At 65.5% G+C, this 26997-nt stretch carries 1 protein-coding gene; it reads right to left on the bottom strand.

Translation table 11 applies throughout. The annotated features are described in order from the left end of the window. Positions 1–41: 41 nt before the first annotated feature. Positions 42–26795 (bottom strand): non-ribosomal peptide synthase/polyketide synthase, encoded by a 26754-nt coding sequence (locus tag CH262_RS09440; RefSeq protein ID WP_179274956.1) that lies wholly within the window; start codon positions 26793–26795, stop codon positions 42–44. Between the last annotated feature and the right edge of the window lie 202 nt (positions 26796–26997).

Genomic DNA, 26997 nt, shown 5'->3' with positions numbered 1-26997 from the left:
ATTCGAGCGAGTGCTCTTTCACGGAAGAACACTCGCAAACGTTATGGATATGTATTGCCCAGATGTGCGTCGACAACCGGACCGATCACCGAGACAGCATCGGGATTGGTCATTTCGTTGTGGAAAACGTCCACACCGTGGATGACGATATCTCCTGACACGTACGGTCGCCATTCCTGTGGTGACCGAACAATTCCGTCACTCGCGCCTTTCGTTGCAGAAAAGAACAAAACATTTCCGTCGAACACGTCCGGGATGAACTCGGCCATGATTCGCGTCGAGTTCTCGAATCCTGCATTGATTCTGCGCAAATGATTCGCCGTGACACCGGTGGTCTGCCCCAGGGATTCGTCGAGCAGTTCGACACCACGTTCGTAGGTCAACGGCTCGGACGACGCCTGAGCAGTCAGATCCAGCCCCAGACCCGCGAGCAGGTTCTCGACGCTCAGCTCACCGTCGGCCGTCTCGTCATGGCCGTCGACGTAGCTGTCCAGCAACGCGAGAGTCTGCACTTCGCTGCCGGTGCTGCGTAGTTCCACGGCGATCGCATGGGCGAGCGAACCACCGAGCGACCACCCGAGCAGGTGGTACGGACCGACCGGCTGGACAGCCCGGATCTCGTCGGCGTACCGGTGCGCGAGGTCTCGAATCGAGCCGAACGGCGTGCCTTCCACGATGCTGGGCAACTGCAGGCCGTACACGGGACGGTCGTCACCGATCTGGGACACCAGGCCCGCATATCCCCACGACAACCCGATTCCGGGATGGACGCAGAACAGCGGTTCCTTGGAGCCTGTGCTGCGCAGTGGGATGACCACTCCGAACACCGAATCCAGTTGCGCACCGGACGAATCGACGTCCGACGCGACCCGAGCCGCGAGCCCTGCCGGGGTCGGATCGACGAACAACGCCTGCAGCGGGACGCGAACTCCGACCGCGTTCTCGATGGCCGGGCCGATCTTGGTTGCCACCAGCGACGTGCCACCGAGCTCGAAGAAGTTGTCGTCCATACCGACTCGTTCGACACCCAACACCTCGGCGAACGCGTCGGCGATGGCTGCTTCGAGATCGGTACTCGGTGCCCGATACGGCGTCGTCGACACCGTCAGTTCCGGCACCGGGAGCGCGCGTCGATCCAGCTTTCCCACCGGAGTGAGTGGGATGTCGGCGAGTTCGATGATCGTCGACGGGACCATGTGGCGCGGAAGAACGGTCGCGACACTGTCGCGCAATGCCTCGACGTCCACCGATGCGCCCTCGGCCGGCAGGACGTAGGACACGAGAACCGTGTCTCCCGACGCCGCATTGTGACCGATGGTCGCCGCGAAGCCGACCTCGTCGTGATCGGTGAGCGCGGAGTCGATCTCGCCGAGCTCGATACGGAATCCGCGGACCTTGACCTGGAAGTCGCTGCGTCCGACGAACTCGAGCACACCGGTACTCCCCCAGCGCACGACGTCACCGGTTCGGTACATCCGCTCACCGGCGGTACCGAACGGGTCTGCGACGAAGCGTTCGGACGTGAGCCCGAACCGTCGCAGGTAACCGCGTGCCGTACCGGGGCCTGCGATGTACAGCTCGCCCGACACCCCGGCCGGGACCGGCCGCAGACGTGCGTCGAGCACGAGGAACCGGAATCCGGTACCCGGCCGGCCGACGTCCACCGTGCCGCCTGGCATCAACGGACCGCCGACACTCGCTTGAATGGTCGTCTCGGTCGGACCGTAGCCGTTGAACATCTTGCGGCCCGGTGCCCACTTCGCCACCAGCTCCGGAGTGCAGGCCTCGCCGCCGACGGCGAGGACGCGGACCGTGCCCAAACGTGTTTCGTCGATCGAGGACAACGCCGCCGGAGTCAGGAACGCGTGCGTGACATGTTCCGATTCGAGCAGGTCGGCCAGTTCGCTGCCACCGAACGTTCCCGGCGGCACGATCACGACGGTGGCACCGACGCCGAACGCCATCGTGAGCTCGTATACCGAGGCGTCGAAACTCGGCGAGGCGATGTGCGACACCCGCGAATCTCGGGTGGGACGGAATCGATCGATCACCTCGGCCTGCAGGTTGGCCAGGCCCCGGTGCCGCACTGCGACGCCCTTCGGGCGACCGGTCGAACCCGAGGTGTAGATCAGGTACGCCGGGTGGTCGAGGTGCAGCGTCGCGGTGCGCTCGGCATCGGTGACTGCGGCCACGGGATAGCGCGAAAGCTCCGATGATGTCTCGGGATCGTCCAGGACGAGCCACGGCACGGTGTCGGGCAGCGACTGCCGACTGTCGACGTCGGTCAATCCCATTGCCGCACGCGAATCTTCGAGCATGTGCGCAATGCGGTCGGCCGGGTAGTTCGGGTCGACCGGCAAGAATGCCGCACCGGTCTTGGCGACCGCCCACACCGACAGAACCGACTCGATGGACCGAGGCAGGGCCAAGGCGACGAACGTTTCCGGTCCGACGCCGTAGTCGATGAGCATTCGCGCGATTCGGTTCGACCAACTGTCGAGGTCGGCGTAGGACAGGCTCACGCCCCGATACGTGACGGCGACCGCGTACGGGTCGAGCGCCACCGAGGCGGCGAGCATTTCCGGCCACGTTCGCAACGCGACGTCGGCGGACCCGCGAGCCGGTGCCAGAGCCTGCTTCTCGTCGGCGCCGAGGATGTCGATATCTCCCACCGCGGTGAGTCGATCGTTGCCGACGGCGTCGAGCACGCGAACCAGTCGAGCCGCGATCGCATCGACGGTGGCCGCATCGAACAGCGAGGTGGCGTAATCGAACGCTGCCTCGAATCCGGTCGGCCGCCCGTCGTCGTCGAAGGTCTCGGACACCAGGAGTTGCAGATCCTGCTTGGCCACGGGAACGTCGAAGTCGAAACCCTCCACGCGCAGATCCGGTAGCTCGAGTGACGCCTTCTCGTTGTTCTGGAACGACAACGCCACCTGCGACAGCGGTGCATACGCCGTCGATCGCGTGGGATTGAGCACCTCGACGATGCGCTCGAACGGCATCTCGGTGTGATCGAAGGCGTCGAGGTCGTGTGCTTTCACTTGCGTGAGCAGATCCACGAACGAGGTGGAGTCGTCGATCCGGCTGCGCAACACCAAGGTGTTGACGAACATGCCGACGAGATCGTCCAGTGCCGCGTCGCCGCGCCCTGCCACCGGAGTGGTGATCGCGATGTCGTCGGTACCGCTCAGGCGCGCCAGCACGACCGCGAACGCGGCGTGCAACACCATGAACATACTGACGTTCTGCTCGCGGGTGATCTCGACGAGTGCCCGATGGATCTCGGCGTCGACGGTGAAGCGAACCCGGCCACCCCGGAAATCCTGCGTGGTGGGCCGCGGGCGATCGGTGGGCAACGGCAGCAGATCGGGTAGACCTGCGAGCGCTGTCGACCAGTACTCGAGCTGGGCCGCGGCCACGCTCGACTCGTCCTTCTCGTCACCGAGCAACGAACGCTGCCACAGCGTGTAGTCGGCGTACTGCACCAGCAAGGGCTCCCAGCCCGGCGCTCCCCCCGCGGTGCGCGCCGAGTACGCGAGCACGACGTCTCGTGCCAGCGGTGCCATCGAGGCTCCGTCGGCCGCGATGTGATGCACCACCATCGCCAGTACGAAGACGGGCTCGGCATCGGTATCGGCACCGACGACGTGGAACAGCTCGACGTGCACCGGAATCTCGGTGGTCACGTCGAAACCACGACCTGCCAGGTGCGCCACCCGGTCGGTCAGCACACCGGCATCGATCGATTCCGGCTCGACCATCGGAGCTACCTCGACGGCCGGATGTACGAGCTGGACCGGGAAGTCCGGTCCGTCCGGGAACGTCGTGCGCAGCGATTCGTGCCGCTCGAGGACGTCCACGACTGCCTCGGCGAGGGCCGCAGTATCGAGCTGCCCGGTCAACTTGACGACCAGTGGCACGTTGTACGCCGCCGAGGTGGTGTCGAACTGGTTGATGAACCACATGCGTTGCTGTGCAAGAGACAGCGGGATGTGATCAGGACGTTGTGCCGCAACGAGATTCGGACGTTGCGTCCGTGTGGACGTCGTACCCACAGCGCTCGCCAATCCGGCGACAGTCGGCATCTCGAAGATCGTGCGCACACCGATCGTGGTGCCGAGTTCGGCGTTGACGCGAGCGATGACACGGGTGGCGCTGAGTGAGTCGCCACCGAGCTCGAAGAAGCTGTCGTCGGCACCGACCCGATCGACGTCGAGAATCTCGGCGAACACGGCGGCCACGGTGAGCTCTGCCGGCGTGCTCGGCTCACGGTACGACGTCGCCGACCCGAACTCGGGCACCGGCAACGCGGACCGATCGAGTTTGCCGACCGGCGTGAGCGGAATGGCGTCGAGCACCACGATGGCTGCGGGAACCATGTGCGACGGCAACATGCCGGCCAGGTGGTCACGTAGGACACCGGTATCGAACGCGTCCGCCGCGCCCTCGGTGGTCCGTACGTACGACACCAGAACGGTCGCTCCCGACGGACCCGGAGTGCCGAAGGTCGCGGCGAAGTCCACGGACGGATGCGATGCGAGCGCCGCGTCGATCTCGCCGAGTTCGATGCGGAAGCCGCGAACCTTGACCTGCGAATCACTTCGACCGACGTATTCGATGGTCAGGTCGTGCGACCACCGCACCACGTCTCCGGTGCGGTACATCCGCGCACCGGGTGCGCCGAACGGGTCGGCGACGAATCGCTCCGCCGTCAGGCCCAATCGATCGTGGTAACCGCGGGCGAGTCCGACACCCGCGAGATAGAGCTCACCTGCGACGCCGACAGGAACCGGCTGCAGCCGTGAATCGAGCACCACCTCGTACACGCCGCGAACAGGACCACCGATCGAGACGGTCTCACCTGCAGTCATCGGCGTGCTGATGTTGGACATGATCGTGGCCTCGGTCGGACCGTAGCCGTTGTACAGATTCCGGCCCGGGGCCCACTTCGCGACCAACTCGGCCGGTACGGCCTCGCCGCCGACGACGACGTCGGCGAACGTGTCGAGCCCTGCCGGGTCTACCGACGCCAGAGCCGACGGGGTGATGAAGCCGTGGGTGACCGACTCCGCCGCCAGCAGTGCCGCGAGTTCGGTGCCGCCGTACACGGTGGGCGGCACGATGATCATCGTCGCGCCGACGCCGAAGGCGAGTAGGTACTCGAGCACGGATGCATCGAAGCTCGGGGACGAGACGTGCAGTGTGCGTGAGTCTTTGGTGATTCGGTATCGCTCGCGCTGCTCGGTTGCGAAGTTGTCGAGACCGGAGTGCGTGACGACGACACCCTTGGGCACACCCGTCGAACCCGAGGTGTAGATGGTGTACGCCGCGCTGTCGAAGGCGATGCGTCCGTTCCGCTCGGTGGCGCCGATCGGCTCGTCGCTCACTGCGTTCGGGCCGTCCGTCGCCAGATCGTCGAGGACGATCCAGGGCACGGTCGACGGCAGGTCGTCGAGATGGGCGCGGGTGGTGACGCCGAACGTTGCTCCGGAGTCGGCCAACATGTGCTCGATGCGATCGGCCGGGTAGTTGGGATCCACCGGTACGAATGCCGCGCCGGATTTTGCGACGGCCCAGACCGTCAGCACCGATTCGATCGATCGTGCGATGCCGAGTGCCACGAAGGTCTCGGTGCGCACGCCGTGGCCCAGCAGAATTCGAGCGAGTCGGTTGGACCGACGGTCCAACTCCCGGTACGTCATTTCGCCGTCGGTGCTGCGCAGTGCGATGGCGTCCGGGTTCACCGCGGCAGCGTCGGAGAAGATCTCCGGCAGCAGCCGGGCCGAGCGTCCATCGGGTCCGAACACCGGTGCCAGCGAGGCGAACTCGGCGTCACCGAGGAGTCGCAGCCGTCCCAGTGGCTGCTGTTCGTCCTCGAGCACGGCGTCGAGGACACGCTCGACGCGATCGACGATGGCGTGCACGGAATCGACGTCGAACAGTTCCGGCAGGTACTTCGCCTTCAGGTTGAGGCGCTCGTCGACCGACGAAACCAGAGTCAGCGGGTAGTGCGCTGCGTCGGTTCCGAGAATGTCGGTGACCTGCATACCGGCGAAATCGGTTGCCGCAGAAGCGCCGGCCCGGTCGACGGGGTACGACTCGAACACCGTCAAGGTGTCGAAAGCCACGCCTGCACCCGCTGCGCGTTGGATATCGGTCAGGCCGAGGTAGTGGTGATCCAACAGCGATGCCTGCTCGGCCTGAACCCGATCGACCAGTGCACCCAGCGTTTCGCTCCGGTCGAGCGTGACCCGGACGGGCAGGGTGTTGATGAACAGCCCGATCATGCCCTCGATACCCGGAACCTCCGGCGGACGACCCGACACCGTCGCACCGAACACGACGTCCTCGCGTCCGGTGAGGGTGGCCAGCACGACGCCCCATGCGGTCTGGACGAGGGTGTTGAGGGTCGATCCACGGCGAGCAGCGAAGTCACGCAGTGCCGCGGTGGTCTCGACCGACAACGACCGCTCGGTCTCCTGCGACACGGTGGACAGTTGCCGGCCACGATCGTCGGTGACCAACAGCGTGGGTTCTTCCACGCCGGCCATGGCACTGACCCACTGCGCGGTGGAGATCGCCACGTCGCGTTGGCGCATCCAGGCCAGGTAGTCCCGGTAGGCAGGAATGCGCGGCAGCATCGAGTCGTCGGACTCGGTGACGTAGAGCGTGATGAGTTCCTTGACGACCAGCGGCGTCGACCATCCGTCCAACAGGATGTGGTGGTTGGTCAGCAGCAGACGCCAGTGATCGTCGGCCAGGGTGATGAGCGTGAACCGCAGCAGCGGTGCCCGGTCCATCTCGAAGCGCACCGCACGGTCGGCCTCGAGAACTGCCTCGAGGGCCACCTCGACATCGGGCTCCCCCCGAAGGTCGATCTCGGACCACGGAACAGTGACCGAACTCTGCACGATCTGCAGTGACTCGCCGTTGCTGTTGTGTACGAACGCTGCTCGCAGGTTGGGATGGCGAGAGACCAGTTTGTCGACGGCAGCATGCATCCGCGTCGCATCGACAGTTCCCCGGAGCTCGAGCCCCAGCTGAACCATGTACGCGTCGACACCCGAACCGGCACTGCCGATCTCGCCGGCCAGGCGAGCGTGGAACAGCAAGCCGGCCTGCAGAGGCGACAACGACCACACGTCGTCGAGATTCGGGAACTGCTCTTCCAGAGCATCGATGGATGTCTGATCGATGTCGACCAGCTCGAGATCCGACGGCGTGAAGCCGCCCGCACCGTCGGCCGAGGCGTGCTCGGTGATCGAGGTGAGGGCCTGCGTCCACAGTTCGATCAACCTGCCGACCTCGTCGGCGTCGAGAACGCCCGCGGGGAAGGCGAACGTCGCGTCGAGCTGCGGGCCGTCGGGGGTCGAGGTGGTGACAGCGTTGATGTCCAGCGCCGCAGGCACCGGCATATCCGGATTCTGCGCGTCGCCGAGCTCTGCGTCGGCCACCGGGATCCAACCCACGTCGTCCATGCCTTCGGTGGATCCGGTGGAGAACCGGCCGAGGTAGTTGAAGCTGACCTGTGGTGCGGCGAAGCCGGACAGAGCCTCGGCTGCAGCGGAATCGAGGTACCGCAGCATGCCGTAGCCGATGCCGTGATCGGGGATCTCGAGCAGTTGTTCCTTGATGGTCTTGACCAAGGCACCGGCCGACGCGCCGCCCGCCAGAGCGTCGGCGACGTCGAGCGACCCGAGATCGAGACGTACGGGGAAGATGGTGGTGAACCAGCCGACGGTCCGACCGAGATCGGCACCGGGCACCACCGCGTCCTCGCGGCCGTGGCCCTCGAGAGTCACGAGAGCGTCCCGCACCGCATCGCCGCGTTCGCGACGCCACGCGGTCAGGGCCAGAGCCAAACCGGCCAGCAGGCCGTCGTTGACGCTGCCGCGGAACACGTCCGGGACAGTGGTCAACAGGCGCTCGGTGACCTCGACCGGCAGGGACGTGCGGACACGCTGCACGGTGGCGTCGACGTCGATTCTCTTGTCGAGCGGGCGAGAACCGATCGTCGGGTCGGCTCCGTCGAGGATCCGACGCCACAGTCCGAGCTCGTCGGTTCGGGCGGCCGTGACCTCGGTGAGTCCGGTGGACCACCGACGCATCGACGTACCGATCGGAGCCAGTTCAGGCTCCTGGCCGGAGACGATCCGACTCCATGCCGTGGCGAGGTCGGGGACCAGAATGCGCCAGGACACGCCGTCGATCACGAGGTGGTGGGCGACGACGAGCAGTCGACCCGAGCCATTGGGGCTCTGGAACCACACCATCTGCACCATGACGCCGTCGGCCGGAACCAGACGATCGGCAGCGGCGTCGAGCTCGGCCGCGGCGGCGACGGAGAATTCGGGGCCGTCGACGGATTCGACCGAGACCGCGTGAAGGACGCTCGCAGCCGAGACTGTTCCGACCGGAGACACTTCCTCGTGCCACTCCCCGTCCGCGTCCTGGTAGAGGCGCGCACGCAGCATGTCGTGACGATCGAGCACCGCTGCCACGGTGCGTTCGAGCGTCTCGCGCTCGATGCCGACCGGAAGCTGAAGCAGCGCTGTTTGTGTGTAACGGCCGAATTCGGTGCTGCGGTCCAACATCCACCGCACGACCGGGGTGAGCGGCATAGGGCCGACTCCCCCACCGTCGAGTTCTTCGAGCACCACGGCGTCGCCGCCGAGAACAGCGACCTCGGCGAGAGCGGCCACGGTCTTGCGCTCGAAGATGTCGCGGGGAGCCAGCACCAGCCCGGCGGCCTTGGCGCGCGAGACCAACTGGATCGACATGATGCTGTCGCCGCCGAGTGCGAAGAACGAATCGTCGACGCCGACGGTATCGAGCCCGAGAACGTCCGCGAACAGACCGGCCAGGATCGACTCGACTTCGGTTGCGGGCAAACGACTTTCGGTGACGTTTGCCGAGAAGTCCGGTGCCGGGAGTGCACGGCGATCGAGTTTGCCGTTGGCGGTCAGCGGTAGCTCGTCCAGGACGATCAACGCTGCGGGCACCATGTACGAGGTCAACGAGTTGCCCACGAAGTCGAGAACGGCCGCATGGTCGAGCGCGCGACCGGCCTCGGCCACGACGTAGCCGATCAGGCGATCACCGAAACCGTCGTCGCGGACGGCGACCACGGAAGCCGCTACCCCATCGAATGCCAGTAGCGCGCTTTCGATTTCGCCCAGTTCGATACGGAAGCCGTGCAACTGGACCTGCATGTCGCTTCGACCCAGGTATTCGAGAGCCCCATCGCGATTCCACCTGGCGGTGTCACCGGTGCGATACATACGCGCACCCGCATCGCCGGAGGGGTCGGCAACGAAACGTGTTGCGGACAGCCCTGCTCGGCCAAGGTATCCGCGAGAGAGCTGTGCCCCGGACACGTACATCTCCCCGACGACGCCGGGCGGAACAGGATTGAGGCGGGTGTCGAGAACGGCGACACGCAGTGCCGGGATCGCCTGGCCGATGACGCTGGCCGAAGCGGACGCCGCGAACTGCTCGGTCAGAGCCAGGTGGCTCACGTGGACCGTCGTCTCGGTGATGCCGTACATGTTGACCAGGGTCGGCGAGGTCTCCTCGTGCCGTGCGTACCAGCGACCGAGCTGCCCGAGATCGAGTGCTTCTCCACCGAAGATGACGTACCGCAGCGACAGTGCGTCCGATCCGTCGGCGGATCCACCTGCCGCGGTTGCCACACGATCGGCTTCGGCGAACTGGTAGAACGCCGTCGGCGTCTGGTTGAGGACCGTGACCTTCTCGCGAATCAGCAACTCGCGGAACAGTTCCGGCGAGCGTGCGGTGTAGTAGTCGACGACCACGAGAGTGCCGCCGTGCAGCAGTGGTCCCCACAGTTCCCACACCGAGAAGTCGAACGCGTAGGAGTGGAACATGGTCCACACGTCGCGGTCGTCGAAGTGGAACAGATCCGTGGTGTTCGCGAACAGCGTCGCGACGTTACGGTGCGCGATCTGCACACCCTTGGGACGTCCGGTACTACCCGAGGTGTAGATGACGTAGGCGATCGAATCGGCATCGGTGGTGCCGATGCGGTCGGCGTCGGTCAGCGGGGCTCCGGACACGCTTGCCAGCTCGGCGACCGCTTCGGGTGCATCGAGCAGCAGCATCTCGACATCGGAAGCAGGCACCGATGCACTGTCGGCGACGGTGGAGATCACACAGACCGGTGACGCGTCGTCGAGCATGAAGGCGAGCCGGTCGGCCGGATAGCCGACATCGATCGGGAGGTAGCCGCCGCCGGATTTGACGACCGCCAACAGAGCAACGATCAGCTCCTCGGTGCGCGGCATCGCAACCGCCACCAGGGACTCCGACGTCACACCCCGAGCCACGAGGATTCGCGCAAGTCGGTTCGAGCGGTCGTCCAGCTCGGCGTAGGTCAGCGAGCGATCGCCGAACACGACTGCCTGTGCTTCGGGGAACTGCGCAGCGGCCGCGGCGAAGCGGTCGGCCAGTGTCGCATCGGTCGCCGTGTGTCCGTCGTGGTTCCACTGCCGGGCCATGGCGTCGAGTTCACCCGGCAACAGGATGTCGATGTCGCCGACAGCACGATCGGGATCGGTGGTCACGCCGGCGAGGACGGCACCGAATCGAGTCGAGAACTCGTCCACGGAGATCTCGTCGAACAGGTCGACCGCATAGGTGATCGCAGCGGTCATACCTGCCGGAGCACCGGAGTCGTCGAACCGTTCCGCGACGGTCAGCTGGAGGTCGAACTTCGCGACGTGGGCGTCGATGTCGACGGCCTCGACGGTGAGTTCGGGTAGCTCCAGTGCCGCCGAGGTGTTGTTCTGGAATTCGAGCAGTACCTGGAACAACGGCGAGTGATCGGTGGAACGCGCCGGATCGAGGACGTCGACGAGACGCTCGAACGGCACGTCGGTGTTGTCGAACGCCGCCAGGTCCGCGGTACGGGTCCGGCGGAGCAGCTCGGTGAACGAGAGATCGGGCGCTACCTCGGTGCGCAGAACCAGAGTCCCGACGAACATGCCGACCAAATCGTCGAGCGCCGCGTCGCCACGCCCGGCGATGGGCGTGCCGACTGCGATGTCCTCGGTCCCGCTGAGGCGAGCCATGAGGATCGACCATGCTGCATGCATGGCCATGAACACGGTCGCGTCGTTCGCGCGGGCGAGGTCCACCAGGCCGGCGTGGACGTCTGGCTCGATCTCGAACCGAACACTGTTGCCGCGCATCGACTGCCGTGCCGGGCGAGGATGGTCGAGCGGAAGCGGCAGCAGCTCGGGTAGATCCGCGAGAGTGGACTTCCAGAACTCGAGCTGCTGTGCTGCCACCGAGCTCGGGTCGGACTCGTCGCCGAGAACCGAGCGTTGCCACATCGCGAAATCGGCGTACTGAACGTCGAGCGGTGCCCACATCGGGGCTACTCCCGACACGCGAGATCCGTACGCCACCATGACGTCTCGAGCCAACGGTGCCATGGACGCGCCGTCGGCGGCAATGTGATGCACGATGATCGACAGCACGAAATCCTCGGGTGCCGTCCGGTACAGAACGGCCCGGAAGGGCAGGTCCTTCGACACGTCGAATCCGCGGGCGGCAGCGGACGAGATCGCGGTGACGATCTCCGTGGCATCGACGTCGACGACGTGCAGGTCGGTCGTCGCCGCGTCGGTGCCGAGAATGTGCTGCTCGGGCCGATCGCCGTGCGAGGGGAACACGGTGCGCAGCGACTCGTGCCGCGCCAGCACGTCACCGATCGCAGCGTTCATTGCCTCGATGTCGAGACGGCCTGTCAATCGAACCGCGAGCGGGATGTTGTAGGCGGCCGAGTCGACGTCGAACTGGTTGATGAACCACATTCTCTGCTGAGCCATCGACAACGGAATCGAGCTCGGGCGAGGCTTCGCAGTGAGCGCCGGACGGCGCGCGGCACCGGCCGGGTTGCTGTGCACTCGCACCGCCAACGACTCGACCGTGGGTGCCTCGAACAACGCACGAACGCTGACAGCGGTGTCGAGGGCTGCATTCACCCGAGCGGTGAGGCGGGTGGCGCTCAGCGAGTCTCCACCGAGATCGAAGAAGCTCGAGTCGATGCCGACGCTGCCCACGCCGAGAACCTCGCCGAAGATGTCGGCGATGATCCGCTCGGTCTCGTTGCGAGGAGCGCGTGAGTCGCTGCCGAGGTGCAGATCCGGGGCGGGCAGCGCCTGTCGATCGAGCTTGCCCGCAGGCGTGAGCGGGATCGACTCCAGGGCAACGAACGCCGTCGGAATCATGTGTGTCGGAAGCGAACTCGACGCCCGAGTGCGCAGCGTCGTCACATCGATTTCGTGGCCGGGCCGTGGAAGAACGTAGGCGACCAGGATCGTGTTTCCGGCAGGTCCGTCGACACCGATCGTCGTAGCGAATTCGACTGTCGGATCATCGGTCAGCACCGCGTCGATCTCGCCGAGCTCGATACGGAAACCGCGCACCTTGACCTGGAAGTCGCTGCGTCCGACGTACTCGAGGGTGCCCGACTCGGTCCACCGCACGACGTCGCCGGTTCGGTACATACGCTCGCCGGGCTCGCCGAACGGATTCGCGACGAACCGCTCTGCCGTCAGACCGAATCGCGAATGGTAGCCACGCGCCAGGGCGGGGCCGGCGAGGTAGAGCTCTCCTGCGACACCGACCGGTACCGGATGCAGACGCGAATCCAGCACTACTTCGCCGAAACCGATTGTCGGCGAGCCGATATCGATGGGCGAGCCCACGTGCAGCTGGTCACTGACGGAGGAGAAGATGGTGGCCTCCGTGGGGCCGTACGCATTGAACATGCGCCGGCCCGGTGCCCACCGTGCGACGAGCTCGGGCGGACACACGTCGCCACCGGTTGCAACGACGCTCAGTTCGGTCAGACCGTCGGGGTCCACCGAGGCGAGGGCCGCGGGAGTCACGAACGCATGCGTGACGTGCTGCTGCGCCAGGAGCTCGCCGAGCTCCACGCCGCCGTATACGGAGGTGGGTGCGATCACCATCGTGGCGGCACCCGAGATCACCATGGCCAGCTCGAGAATGGATGCATCGAAGCTCGGTGACGCGAACGCAAGAACCCGAGCGTTCGGAGTCACCTCGAAGCGAGACCGTTCTTCCTCGGCCAGGTTGGCCAGGCCGCGATGAGTGACGGTGACGCCCTTGGGAACTCCGGTGGAGCCGGAGGTGTAGATCAGGTACGCGACCTGGTCGATGTGTACCGGTCGAGTGCGGTCGGAGTCGAGAACGGGTGCGGTCGAATGGTTCGCGAGATCGCGGCGAGTGTCGTCGCGGTCGAGGACGGACCACGTAGCCGAGCCCAGACCCTCGACGGCACCGACGTGTTCGGTCGACGTGACGCCGATGGACGCGCCGGAGTCGACCAGCATGTGCTCGACTCGATCACGGGGGTAACTCGGATCGATCGGCAGGAAGGCCGCACCGGTCTTGGCCACGGCCCAGATTGCGAGAACCGATTCGATGGAGCGCGGCAAAGCAAGTGCCACAACGGTTTCCGGACCTGCTCCGCGGGCGATCAACGCACGCGCGAGCGCGGACGACCGAGTGTCCAATTCGGTGTAGGTCAGTGTCCGACCTGCGCTCCACACTGCCGTACCACCGGGGTTGCGGGCAGCAGCATCGGTGAGGATGTCCGGCAGGAGGCGCTCGGTCGTGGAAGCGGGACCACGTACCGGGGCCAGCCTGTTCGATTCCTCCGAGGACAGCAGCGACAGCGATGCGACCCGTTGGTCGGTGTCGGTCGCGATCGCCTCGAGAACACGCACGATTCGATCGACGGTGGCGACGACGACACTGTGCTCGAACAGCTCGGGCAGGTACTTGGCTTCGATGTGCAATCGGTCGTCGACCATCGCGACCAGGGTCAGCGGATACTGTGCGGTGTCGCTGCCGTCGTGCACGTCGTGCACCCGCATGCCGGCGAGATCGGTCTCGGCCGACAGACCCGCGCGGTCCATCGGATACGACTCGAACACGGTGAGCGTGTCGAACGCGACCGCGGGACCGACGGCACGCTGGATATCGGTCAGGCCCAGGTAGTGGTGATCGAGCAGCGAAGCCTGTTCGGCCTGCACCCGATCGAGGTACTGGCCGAGTGTCTCGGCTGGATCCAGCACGATGCGCACCGGCAGCGTGTTGATGAACAGACCGACCATGGACTCGATATCCGAGACCTCCGGCGGACGTCCCGAGACGGTGGCACCGAACACTACGTCCGTGCGACCGGTCAACGTGCCCAGCACCATCGCCCACGAAGCCTGCACCATCGAGTTCATCGTGATGCCGCGTGCCCGGGCGAGACTGCGCAGTCGTTCGGTCTGCTCGATGTCCAGGGAAACCAACGCGCGGCCGGCCAATGTCGACTCCTGGCGACGGCTCTCGACCGGCGTCAGCAGGGTGGGTTCGGCGAGACCCGCGAGGGCTTCCGTCCATGCCGCACGAGCTGCCGAGTGATCACGCCGCGACAACCACGACAGGTAGTCGCGGTACGCAGGTACGCGCGGAAGAACGGCGTCGTCGCCGTCCACGACGTAGAGCGTGAGCAGGTCCTTGAGGAGCAGCGGCGTCGACCATCCGTCGAGCAGGATGTGGTGGTTGGTCATCACCAGACGCCACTCGCCCGGGGCCAGCGTCACGAGCATGAAGCGCAGCAACGGCGCCTGTGCCATGTTGAATCGCGTTGCGCGGTCGTCGTGTTCGATTCGCTCGAGCTCGGCTGCGCGATCGTCGACGCTCAGCGACGACAGGTCGACCGAGGTCCACGACACATCGACGTCGTGATGCACGATCTGGATGGATTCGCCGTCGTTGTTGTGGACGAACGCCGTGCGCAGGTTCGCGTGGCGCCGCAGTAGGGCCTGGGCAGCGCGGCGGAAGCGAGCCTCGTCGACGTCCCCGCGGAGGTCCAGCACCAGCTGGACGATGTAGGCATCGACGGACTGATCCGACAGTTCGGCATGGAAGAGCAAACCGGCCTGCAGAGGCGTCATCGACCAGATGTCGTCGAGAGTCGGGTACACCCGCTCGAGATCGTCGATGGACTTCTGGTCGAGGCTCACCAGATCGAGATCGGACGGGGTGAACCCGCCGGTCCCCGGCCGCTGAGCGAGCTGCGTCAGCGCGGTGAGAGCCTGCTTCCACAACTGGGCGAGTTCGGTGACCTCGTCGGCGTCGAGCACGCCCGTCGGGAATGCGAAGGTCGCCTCCAACCGAGGTCCGGTCGGTGTCGCCGTGGTGACCGCGTTGATGTCGAGCGCAGCGGCGACCGGCAGGTCCTCGTCCTGAGAATCGCCGACGCCGGAGTCGTCGACCGGCAGCCACCCGTGTCCGCGGAGCTCGTCCGGAACGTCGGTGCTGTATCGACCGAGGTAGTTGAAACTGACCTGGGGTGCCGGGAAGTCACGCAGTGTCGCACCGGCCTCCTCGTCCAGGTAGCGGAGCATGCCGTACCCGATGCCGTGATCGGCAACGGCGAGCAGCTGCTCCTTGACGGACTTGACCAGCGCTGCTGCCGCGTCCCCTCCGGCGAGAGCGTCGTCGAGGTCGATCCCGTCGAGGGTCAGTCGAAGTGGGTAGATGGTGGTGAACCAACCGATGGTGCGGCTGAGATCGGCTCCCGGAACCACATGGTCCTCACGGCCGTGGCCCTCGAGAGAGATCAGTGCGTCGGACACGACGACACCGCGGTTTCGTCGCCACACGGCGGTCGCCAGAGCCAGAGCGGCCAGCAGACCGTCGTTGACGCTGCCGTGGAACGCCTCGGGCAGAGCCGTCAACAGGCCCTCGGTGACATCGGTCGACAGAGTGACCTCGACCTTGTCCACCGTTCGATAGACGTCGATCTCGCGGTCGAGTGCGCGTGACCCGATGAGCGGATCGGGATCGGCGAGCGCGTCGCGCCATACTGCGAGCTCGTCCGAACGCGTTGCGGTGACCTCCCGCAGGCCGTGCGCCCAACGACGCATCGAGGTACCGACCGGGGCCAGTTCCGGTGTGCTGCCGCCGATGATCTGAGCCCACGCCGACGCGAGGTCGGGCACGAGAATTCGCCACGAGACGCCGTCGATCACGAGGTGGTGCGCGACGACGAGCAGTCGGCTGCCTTCGGAGCCGGCGTCGAACCAGACCATCTGAATCATGACACCGGAATCGGGTGCCAGACGATCCACTGCTGCAGCGGCTTCCGACCTGGCCTGATCCGAGAACTCCGGTCCCCGAACACTGTTCGACTCCACCCGGCGGACGACGGACTGCGCCGTCACGGAACCGATCGGGAGCACCTCCATCGACGGCTCTCCGGCACGGTGCAGAACTGCACGAAGCATGTCGTGGTGATCGAGGACGGTCTGAACGGTTGCTTCGAGAACGTCGAGCTCGATATCGGACGGCAGTGTCAGCACGGCAGTCTGTGTGTGCTTGTCGAGTACCGACGTGCGGTCGAGCATCCAGTGCACGATCGGGGTGAGCGGGACGTCTCCGACGCCGCCGCCGGGCAGCTCGTCCAGCACGAGCGGAACGGTCCCGTCGCCGGCGGCGACGACCTCGGCCAGTGCGGCAACGGTCTTGTGCTCGAACACATCTCGCGGCGACAGAGCCAGCCCTGCCGCTTTCGCGCGGGAGACGAGCTGAATCGACATGATGCTGTCTCCGCCGAGCGCGAAGAAGGAGTCGTCGACTCCGACGCGATCGAGGCGGAGCACCTCGGCGAACAAACCGGCGAGCGTCTTCTCGACGGCATTGTCGGCGTCGCGTCCCGAGGTGACCTGAGCGGACCAGTCGGGTTCGGGGAGGGCTTTGCGGTCGAGTTTGCCGGCCGGAGTCAACGGGATCGACTCCAACATCACGAACGCCGAGGGCACCATGTGCGCAGGCAGCACCGACGCCGCATGATCACGCAGCACACCGGCATCGAACGACGCACCGGCCACCGGCAACACATACGACACCAACACCGTCGACCCCGCCGCGGACTCACGCCCCACAGTGACCACGAAATCGACACCCGACACCGCCGCCAACACCGAATCGATCTCACCCAACTCGATGCGGAAACCACGCACCTTCACCTGAAAATCGCTGCGCCCCACATACTCCAACGCACCCGAGGCATTCCACCGCACCACATCACCGGTGCGATACATCCGCGAACCCGCACCACCGAACGGATTGGCCACGAACCGCTCCGCCGACAACCCCGACCGCGCGTGATACCCACGAGCCAACGCCGGACCCGCCAGATACAACTCACCCACCACACCCACGGGCACCGGATTCAACCGCGCATCCAACACCACCTCCGCGAAACCGATCGTCGGCGAACCGATATCGACCGACTCCCCCACCACCAACGCCGACGAAATCGACGAGAAGATCGTCGCCTCCGTCGGACCGTACGCATTGAACATCCGCCGACCCGGTGCCCACCGCGCCACCAACTCCGGAGCACACACATCACCACCGGTGACCACGACCTCCACCGAATCCAACCCCACCGGATCCACCGACGCCAACGCCGCCGGAGTCACGAACGCATGCGTGACCCGCTCCTCGGCGAGCAACGACGCCAACTCCACCCCACCGAACACCATCGCCGGCGCAATCACCATCGTCGCCCCACCCGAGAACGCCAACACGAACTCGAGAATCGAAGCATCGAAACTCGGCGACGCGAACGCCAACACCCGAGACGACGGCCCCACACCGAACCGAACCCGCTCCTCGGCAGCCAAGTTCCCCACACCACGATGAGTGACCACCACACCCTTGGGCACACCCGTGGACCCCGAGGTATAGATCAGATACGCCGCATCATCGAGACGCAACACACCCGAACGCTCGGCATCCAACACCGGAGCAGGCGAAGCGAACGCCAGATCCGCCACCACATCGGCATCGTCGAGCACCACCCACGACACCCCACCCACACCCGCAACCGCATCCAGATGCGCACCCAACGTCACACCCACCACAGCACCGGAATCGACCAACATGTGCTCGATCCGATCCACCGGATAATTCGGATCCACCGGCAAGAACGCACCACCGGCCTTCGCCACCGCCCACACCGCCACCACGGACTCCACCGACCGCGACAACGCCAACGCCACGAACGACCCCGGACCCACACCACACGACATCAACACCCGCGCCAAACGCGACGACGCCGCATCCAACTCCCCATACGAGAGCACCCGAGAACCCGACACCACCGCAACACCACCGACACCAGCAACACCGACCGCACCAGCCAACAACTCCGGCAACACCACACCCGCAACAGAACGCGGACCACGAACCGGAGCCAACGCCGAGTACTCGTCGCTCGAGAGGATGTCGATGTCGCCGATGCGAACGGACGGCGTGGCCGTCACAGCGTCGAGGATCCGCACCAGACGATCGGACATGACACGCACGGTGTCGGCATCGAACAGTTCTGTGGCGTAACGGAAGCTGGCTTCGATGCCGACCGGGTTCCCGGAAGCGTCGAACTCCTCGGAGACCGTGAGCTGCAGGTCGAAGTTGGAGATGTCGTTGGGCAGTTCGATGCCCTCGATCGACAGCCCGGGCAAGGTCACCGTCGGTCGATCGGTGTGCTGGAACTCGAGCATCACCTGGAACAACGGGGCGTGAGCGGTGGACCTGGCGGGGTCGACGGCGTCGACGACCCGCTCGAACGGCACGTCCGCGTGGGTGAAGGCCGCCAGGTCGACGGTGCGCACATCCGCCAACAGATCCTCGAACGGGGTCGACCCGGGCACCTGGGTGCGGAGGACGAGCGTGTTGACGAACATGCCGACGAGCTCGTCGAGTGCGGCATCGCCTCGCCCGGAGATCGGTGTGCCGACCGAAATGTCCTCGGTACCGGACAGCCGTGCCAGCAGCACGGCCAGAGCGGCGTGCACGATCATGAACGAGCTCGAATTGTGCTGCGCGGCAACGGCGACGAGCCGAGCATGCACTGCGGGATCGATCGCGAACGAGACGGTGTCGCCGCGCAAGGACGCCACTGCCGGACGCGGACGATCGGTCGGCAACGGCAGCACTTCCGGGCTACCCGCCAACGCGTCGACCCAGTACGTCACCTGCTTCGCCATCAGGGAGTCGGGATCGGATTCCTCGCCGAGGAATCGGCGCTGCCACAGCGCGTAGTCGGCGTACTGCACCGGCAACGGTTCCTGGCTCGGCGCATGACCTGCAGCTCGGGCGCTGTACGCCACCATCAGGTCGCGGGCGAGTGGCGCGCTGGAGAAGCCGTCGGAGGAGATGTGATGGACCACCATGACGAGTACGTGTTCGTTCTCGCCCTGACGGATCAGGCGGACGCGCAACGGAACATCGGCCACGACGTCGAAGCCGGCACCGGCGACGGCGCCGATGAGCTCGGCGACCTGCCGGTCGTCCTCTGCGGGAACCGGAGTCAGGTCCGGAACGGCCGATGCCACGTCGAGGACGGACTGCACGGGGCCGTCGTCGGTGAGCGGGAACATCGTTCGAAGAGACTCGTGGCGTGTGAGCACGTCCGCTATGGCCGAGCGCATCGCGTCGACGTCGAGGATGCCGCTCAGGCGCATCGCGAACGCGACGTTGTAGGCAGCCGACTCGGTGTCGTACTGATTGATGAACCACATCCGCTGCTGTGCCAGAGACAGCGGCACCACCGCGGGTCGTTCCTGTGGCACCAACCGAGGCGTCGGTGCGGAGTCCTGTGTGCTGACGTCGATGCCCGCGGACAGCGATCGAACAGTCGGTGAATCGAACAGATCTCGGATGCCGATGTCGGTTCCGAGGGCGGCATTGACGCGTGCGACGAGGCGCATCGCGATCAGCGAGTTGCCGCCGATCTCGAAGAAGCTCGAGGTCGCGCTGACCTGTGCGACGCCGAGCAGATCCGCGAAGACGCCCGCGACGATCTCTTCGACCGGATTCTCCGGTCCGACGAATTCGGACGCAGCAACGGTGAACTCGGGGGCCGGCAGTGCCTTTCGGTCGAGCTTGCCGCTGGCATTGAGAGGAAGTGAGTCGAGTACGACCACATGCGAGGGCACCATGTACCCCGGCAGCCGGCGTCCGGCTTCGGCGATCACCTCGGCCGAGTCGACCGCGTGACCGGACGCGGAGACCACGTAGGCCACCAACGTCTCGCCGGTGTTCGGATCCTTGTGCACCAGAGCGATTGCCTGGGCGACGGACTCCGAGCGCAGCAGCACCGCTTCGATCTCGGGAAGCTCGATACGCAGACCACGCAGCTTCACCTGGAAGTCGGTACGGCCGATGTACTCGAGTTCGCCGTCGGCGCGCCAACGAACCAGGTCGCCGGTGCGGTAGAGACGTTCACCCGGCTCGCCGAACGGATCGGCGACGAAGCGATCGGCGGTGAGATCGCCGCGGCCGACATAGCCGCGAGCGAGCTGAACTCCGGCCAGGTACAGCTCCCCGGGAGCACCGATCGGGGCCGGTCGAAGCGACGCGTCGAGCACGTACAGACGGGTGTTCCAGACCGGCGAACCGATGGGAATGGACACGCCGTCGTGGCCGGTGACGTGGTAGTAGCTGACGTCGACGGCGGCCTCGGTAGGACCGTAGAGGTTGTGCAGCTCGGCCTGGGAGAACTGCGCGAACTGCGCGGCGGTGGCGGGCGGAAGTGCTTCGCCACTGCAGAAGACGAGCCGTAGTGACACACAGTCCGCAGCCCGAGCTCCGGCTGCGAACACCGCGAGCATCGACGGCACGAAGTGCGCGGTGGTGATGTGTTCGGCCGCGATGATCTTCGACAGGTACACCGGGTCGCGATGGCCATCAGGCTCCGCCACGACGAGCTTGGCACCGACCTGTAGGGGCCAGAAGAACTCCCACACCGATACGTCGAACGTGGCCGGGGTCTTCTGCAACACCGTGTCGGCGGGCGCGAGGTGGTACTCGTCCTGCATCCACAGCAGTCGGTTCACGATGGCCGAGTGCGTGACGGCGACGCCCTTGGGTCGGCCGGTGGAGCCGGAGGTGTAGATCACGTAGGCGGTGTTGGCTCCGTGCAGGCTTCCGAGGCGGTCCTGGTCGGTGATTGTGGAGCGGTCGCGATCGGAGACGTCGAGAAGATCCACCGCGAGAACAGGAGTGGCGACCGCGATGTCGATCCAATCGCGGCTCGTGGTGAGAATGCACACCGGCTGAGCGCTCGACAGCACGTAGGACGATCGCTCGACCGGGTGATCGGGGTCGATCGGTACATAGGCACCGCCGGCCTTGACGATCGCGTACATACCCACGAGCAGATCGATCGAACGTCGGATCGCGAGCCCGACGTGGGACTCGGGCCCTACACCCAGTGAAATGAGATGCCGTGCAAGCTGATTGGCGCGCTCATCCAGCTCCAGGTAGGTGATGTGCTCGTCCTCGAAGACGAGGGCGGTCGAGTACGGACCACGCAGCACCTGACGGTCGAACAGACTGCTCAGAGTCATGTCGACGGCCCCGGTGTGGAGCTGTCGGTGGACCGGATCCTCGATGAGACGTGCAGTGTCGTTCCACTCGAACAGTACGAGTTCTCGTTCGGCCGGGGACAGAATGTCGATGTCGCCGGTACGAATGTCCGTCGAGCTGCCGATGGTCGCGACGATCCTCAGGAACCGGTCGACGAAACGGTCGATGGTCTCGGGATCGAACAGATCCGTTGCGTACGTGAACGACGCCGACAGGGCGCCGGACTCGTCGACCGGTTCCTGGTCGACGCGAAGCTGCAGATCGAATTTCGCAGTGTCGGTACCGATCTCCTCCAATTCGACGACGAGTTCGGGCAGCTCGAGCACGGCGGTGGCGTTGTTCTGGAATTCGAGGAGCACCTGGAACAGGGGTGAATGATCGGTCGACCTGGCGGGATCGAGTACGTCCACGAGCCGCTCGAACGGAATGTCGGTGTTGTCGAACGCCGCGAGGTCGGAGCTACGAGCGCCGGCGAGCAGTTCGGCGAAGCTGGCCTGTGGCTCGACCTGCGTGCGGAGAACGAGGGTTCCGACGAACATTCCGACGAGATCATCGAGTGCTGCGTCCCCTCGGCCGGCGATCGGGGTGCCGATGGCGATGTCCTGGGTACCGCTCAGGCGCGCGAGGAGCACGGCCAGAGCGGAGTGCACCACCATGAACAGAGTCGACTCGTGTTCGGCAGCAACCGAAGACAGGCGAGCTGCGACATCGGCCGGAATGGTGAACGGTGTGACGCTGCCGCGCATCGACTGACGGGTGGGGCGTGGTCGGTCGAGCGGCATCGGTAGTACGTCGGGAAGGTCGGTCAGCGCGGACTTCCAGAATTCGATCTGGCGTGCTGCCACGGACGTGGGGTCGTTCTCGTCGCCGAGCACCTCGTGCTGCCACAGCGCGAAGTCTGCGTACTGCACCGGCAGTGGCGTCCACGCCGGCTGCGAACCCGCGGATCGAGCACTGTAGGCGACCATGACGTCGCGGGCGAGCGGTGCCATCGAGGCGCCGTCGGCAGCGATGTGATGGACCACGATCGAGAGCACGAAGCTCTCCGGGCCGGTGCGGTACAGAACCGCCCGGAAAGGCAGATCGACGGTGACGTCGAATCCCGTTGTGGCGGAGGTACGCACGAGCGCGTCGACGGCATCGGCAGTCACGTCGACGACACGGAGCGGAAGGTTCGGTCCGGTGACCTTCTCGGGCGGAAGTATCACCTGATTCGGCAGGTCGCCCACTGTGGGGAACACCGTGCGCAGCGACTCGTGTCGAGTCAGCACGTCGCCGACGGCAGCGGACATCGCATCGACGTCCAGCCGGCCCGACAGGCGAACGACTAGAGGAATGTTGTACGCAGGCGAGGATGCATCGAACTGATTGATGAACCACATACGTTGCTGCGCCAGCGACAGCGGAACGGACTCCGGCCGATCGGCGGGAACCAGTGCCGGGCGACGGTGCAGCGATGCGCCCGTCGACTCCGCACGGTCGGCGAGGGTGCGAACCGTCGATGCCTCGAACAGATCGAGAACCCGCAGATCCGTACCCAGAGCTGCGTTGACGCGGGCGATCAAACGCGTTGCGACAAGGGAGTTTCCGCCGAGATCGAAGAAGCTGTCGGTGACGCCGACACGATCGAGCTCCAGTACGTCGCAGAACACGGCAGCCACAGCCGCCTCGTACTCGGTTTCCGGCGACTCCGTGGTGCTCTGAGAACCGAGCTCGGGTTCGGGGAGGGCTTTGCGGTCGAGTTTGCCGGCCGGAGTCAACGGGATCGACTCCAACATCACGAACGCCGAGGGCACCATGTGCGCAGGCAGCACCGACGCCGCATGATCACGCAGCACACCGGCATCGAACGACGCACCGGCCACCGGCAACACATACGACACCAACACCGTCGACCCCGCCGCGGACTCACGCCCCACAGTGACCACGAAATCGACACCCGACACCGCCGCCAACACCGAATCGATCTCACCCAACTCGATGCGGAAACCACGCACCTTCACCTGAAAATCGCTGCGCCCCACATACTCCAACGCACCCGAGGCATTCCACCGCACCACATCACCGGTGCGATACATCCGCGAACCCGCACCACCGAACGGATTGGCCACGAACCGCTCCGCCGACAACCCCGACCGCGCGTGATACCCACGAGCCAACGCCGGACCCGCCAGATACAACTCACCCACCACACCCACGGGCACCGGATTCAACCGCGCATCCAACACCACCTCCGCGAAACCGATCGTCGGCGAACCGATATCGACCGACTCCCCCACCACCAACGCCGACGAAATCGACGAGAAGATCGTCGCCTCCGTCGGACCGTACGCATTGAACATCCGCCGACCCGGTGCCCACCGCGCCACCAACTCCGGAGCACACACATCACCACCGGTGACCACGACCTCCACCGAATCCAACCCCACCGGATCCACCGACGCCAACGCCGCCGGAGTCACGAACGCATGCGTGACCCGCTCCTCGGCGAGCAACGACGCCAACTCCACCCCACCGAACACCATCGCCGGCGCAATCACCATCGTCGCCCCACCCGAGAACGCCAACACGAACTCGAGAATCGAAGCATCGAAACTCGGCGACGCGAACGCCAACACCCGAGACGACGGCCCCACACCGAACCGAACCCGCTCCTCGGCAGCCAAGTTCCCCACACCACGATGAGTGACCACCACACCCTTGGGCACACCCGTGGACCCCGAGGTATAGATCAGATACGCCGCATCATCGAGACGCAACACACCCGAACGCTCGGCATCCAACACCGGAGCAGGCGAAGCGAACGCCAGATCCGCCACCACATCGGCATCGTCGAGCACCACCCACGACACCCCACCCACACCCGCAACCGCATCCAGATGCGCACCCAACGTCACACCCACCACAGCACCGGAATCGACCAACATGTGCTCGATCCGATCCACCGGATAATTCGGATCCACCGGCAAGAACGCACCACCGGCCTTCGCCACCGCCCACACCGCCACCACGGACTCCACCGACCGCGACAACGCCAACGCCACGAACGACCCCGGACCCACACCACACGACATCAACACCCGCGCCAAACGCGACGACGCCGCATCCAACTCCCCATACGAGAGCACCCGAGAACCCGACACCACCGCAACACCACCGACACCAGCAACACCGACCGCACCAGCCAACAACTCCGGCAACACCACACCCGCAACAGAACGCGGACCACGAACCGGAGCGAGACGCGCACGTTCGGCGGCGGAGAGCAACTCCACGTCACCGACGGCACGCTGTGGGTCATTCGTCAGTGCGTCGACGATGCGCACCAGACGACGACCGATCTGAGCAACACTGCCGGCATCGAACAGTTCTGTGGCGTAATCGATGACGACATGCGGAGATTCGGACTCGTGAACCGTGACGACGAGATCGAAATCTATTCCGTCGCGCGGAAGCGGAGACTCCCCGAAGCGGAGCGCGACCTGGGCGAGGGGGTTGTGCGAGCCGGTTTCGGCCGAGCCGAGTGCTCGGGCTATCTCGGCGAAGGTGGCATCGGCGTGGGCCGACGCATCGACGAACTCTGCCGCGGTGGTGCCGACGAAGTCCGAGAACGACTGACGGCCGTCGGGGCGGGTGCGCAGAACAACCGTCTCGCCGCGGCCGGAGGGCACTGCGATCGAGACGTCGTCCGTGGATGCGAGACGCGAAAGAAGAACGGCCACAGCGGATTCGAGCACGACGAACGGGGTGGTCGAGCTGTCGTCGGCGAGTCGGCTCACGGCATCCCACGCTGCGGACCCCAGGGCGACCTCGTGCGACGCGCGAACATGCCCGATGCGCGAAGGCCGGGGGCGGTCGGTCGGCAGCGCGAGCAGGTCCGGCGCATCGGCCAGTCGATCGACCCAGTGGGCTACGTGCGCCGCGGCGCGACGGCGGCGGCGACCTTCGAGGGCGCTGTCCGGATGAACTTGCAGGACGGGCACGTCCGGGCCGGAGGCGATGAATTCGGTGACCATGTCGACGAAACTGGAGTGATGCGTCGTCAGGTCGTTGTCGTCGTAGCGGTTGGGGTTTGCCCGGAAATCGACGAATGTTCTTGCAGGAGTGCCACTCTGGTAAACGTTGACGAGGAGGTCCTCGACCGGGCCGGACGTGACGATGTTGAATTCGCCGACGATTGAGCCGAGCTGAATCTGCTGATGGAACAGCATCATGTTGACCATCGGGCCGGCGAGTTGTTTGTCGCTTCCCGTGGCTGCCAACTCGCGCCGGATATCTTCGATGCTGAACCTCTGGTGCCGCAACGCACCCATCAGCTCGAGCTGTACCTGCTGTACGAGTTCACCGACGGTGGCCTTCTCGGAGACGCGCATCGGAATGGGTGCGACGTTGACCAACATTCCGCCGGATCGACGGAGGAGGGCCGTGGTGCGCGCGGACACGGGGATGTTGACCAGGACGTCTTCTCGCCCGGTCATGCGCGAGAGGTAACAGCCGAATGCAGCGATGAACACCGCGGCGGCGGTCCCACCCTTCGTCGAGTCCGACGCTTCGAGTTCGGTGACGACGTCATCGGGCAGTGCGACACTGCGCAGCTTGCTGGCCGCGATGGTACGACCGGGTGTGTTGGACAGCGTGGCACCGTCGTGGATGCCCGCAGCCCTCGATGTCCAGTACTCCTTGTCCGTCTCGAAACGAGTGGACGTCCGGTACTCCTGATCGAGGTCGTACAGTCGCCGAAGTTCGGCTGCCTTGTTCGGCTCGGGTTCGACATTCTCGACCGCTGCGGTGTAGAGCGCGGCGGTGCGCTGGACCAGTGTCATGGCACCGTAGCCGTCGAGGGCGACGTGGTGGATCTTGCTGTACCAGAGGTTGCGTTCGTCCTCGACCTGAAGGATCCAGCTGTCGACGAGCGGATCGTTCTCCATGTCGACCGGCTTGACGTAGTTCTCGTCTATCCACGCCAGCGCCGACGCCATCGGATCGTCTTCGCCGCGAAGATCCAGGTAGTGCACCGACTGATCTATGCCGTGGTCGACCGTCTGAACCGGCTCCCCGTCGATCTGGGCCAGGCGTAGGTAGGCCGACTGGAACTCGTGCCCGGCGCGGGCCGACGCCTCCTGGAGAACCGCTATGTCGAGTGGTCCGCGCAGATCGACGTATTGAGCGATACAGACAGCGACGTCAGGCGCGAGTTGTTGCGCAAACCACATTCCGCGCTGCGCCGAGGACAGCGGGAAGGAATTGTCGAACCCTGTTCCGGTCGGCGGGACCTGAGAGCCACCGGTGGTCACTGCGCGCATTCACTTGCCTTTCGGCGGGACGGAGGCACCGGCAAAAGCCGACGTCGAACCCGTGGAATCGGAGCCTTCGGCCTGGTGAGAGATCTCCGGCCGCGGCGGCGTCTGCGCGCGATTGAGCAATTCTGGCGTCCGTTCTGGTCTGCGTTCGTATCGGTCCACACACACTCGATGGCGGTTGTGGGGCTGTTTGGATTCGTCGCCT

Origin of the sequence: Rhodococcus sp. 05-2255-1e, from assembly GCF_002259025.1 — a bacterium.
GTDB lineage: Bacteria > Actinomycetota > Actinomycetes > Mycobacteriales > Mycobacteriaceae > Rhodococcoides > Rhodococcoides fascians.
The sequence above is the reverse complement of the archived record's forward strand: the minus strand, read 5'-3'. Positions and strand labels throughout refer to the sequence as shown.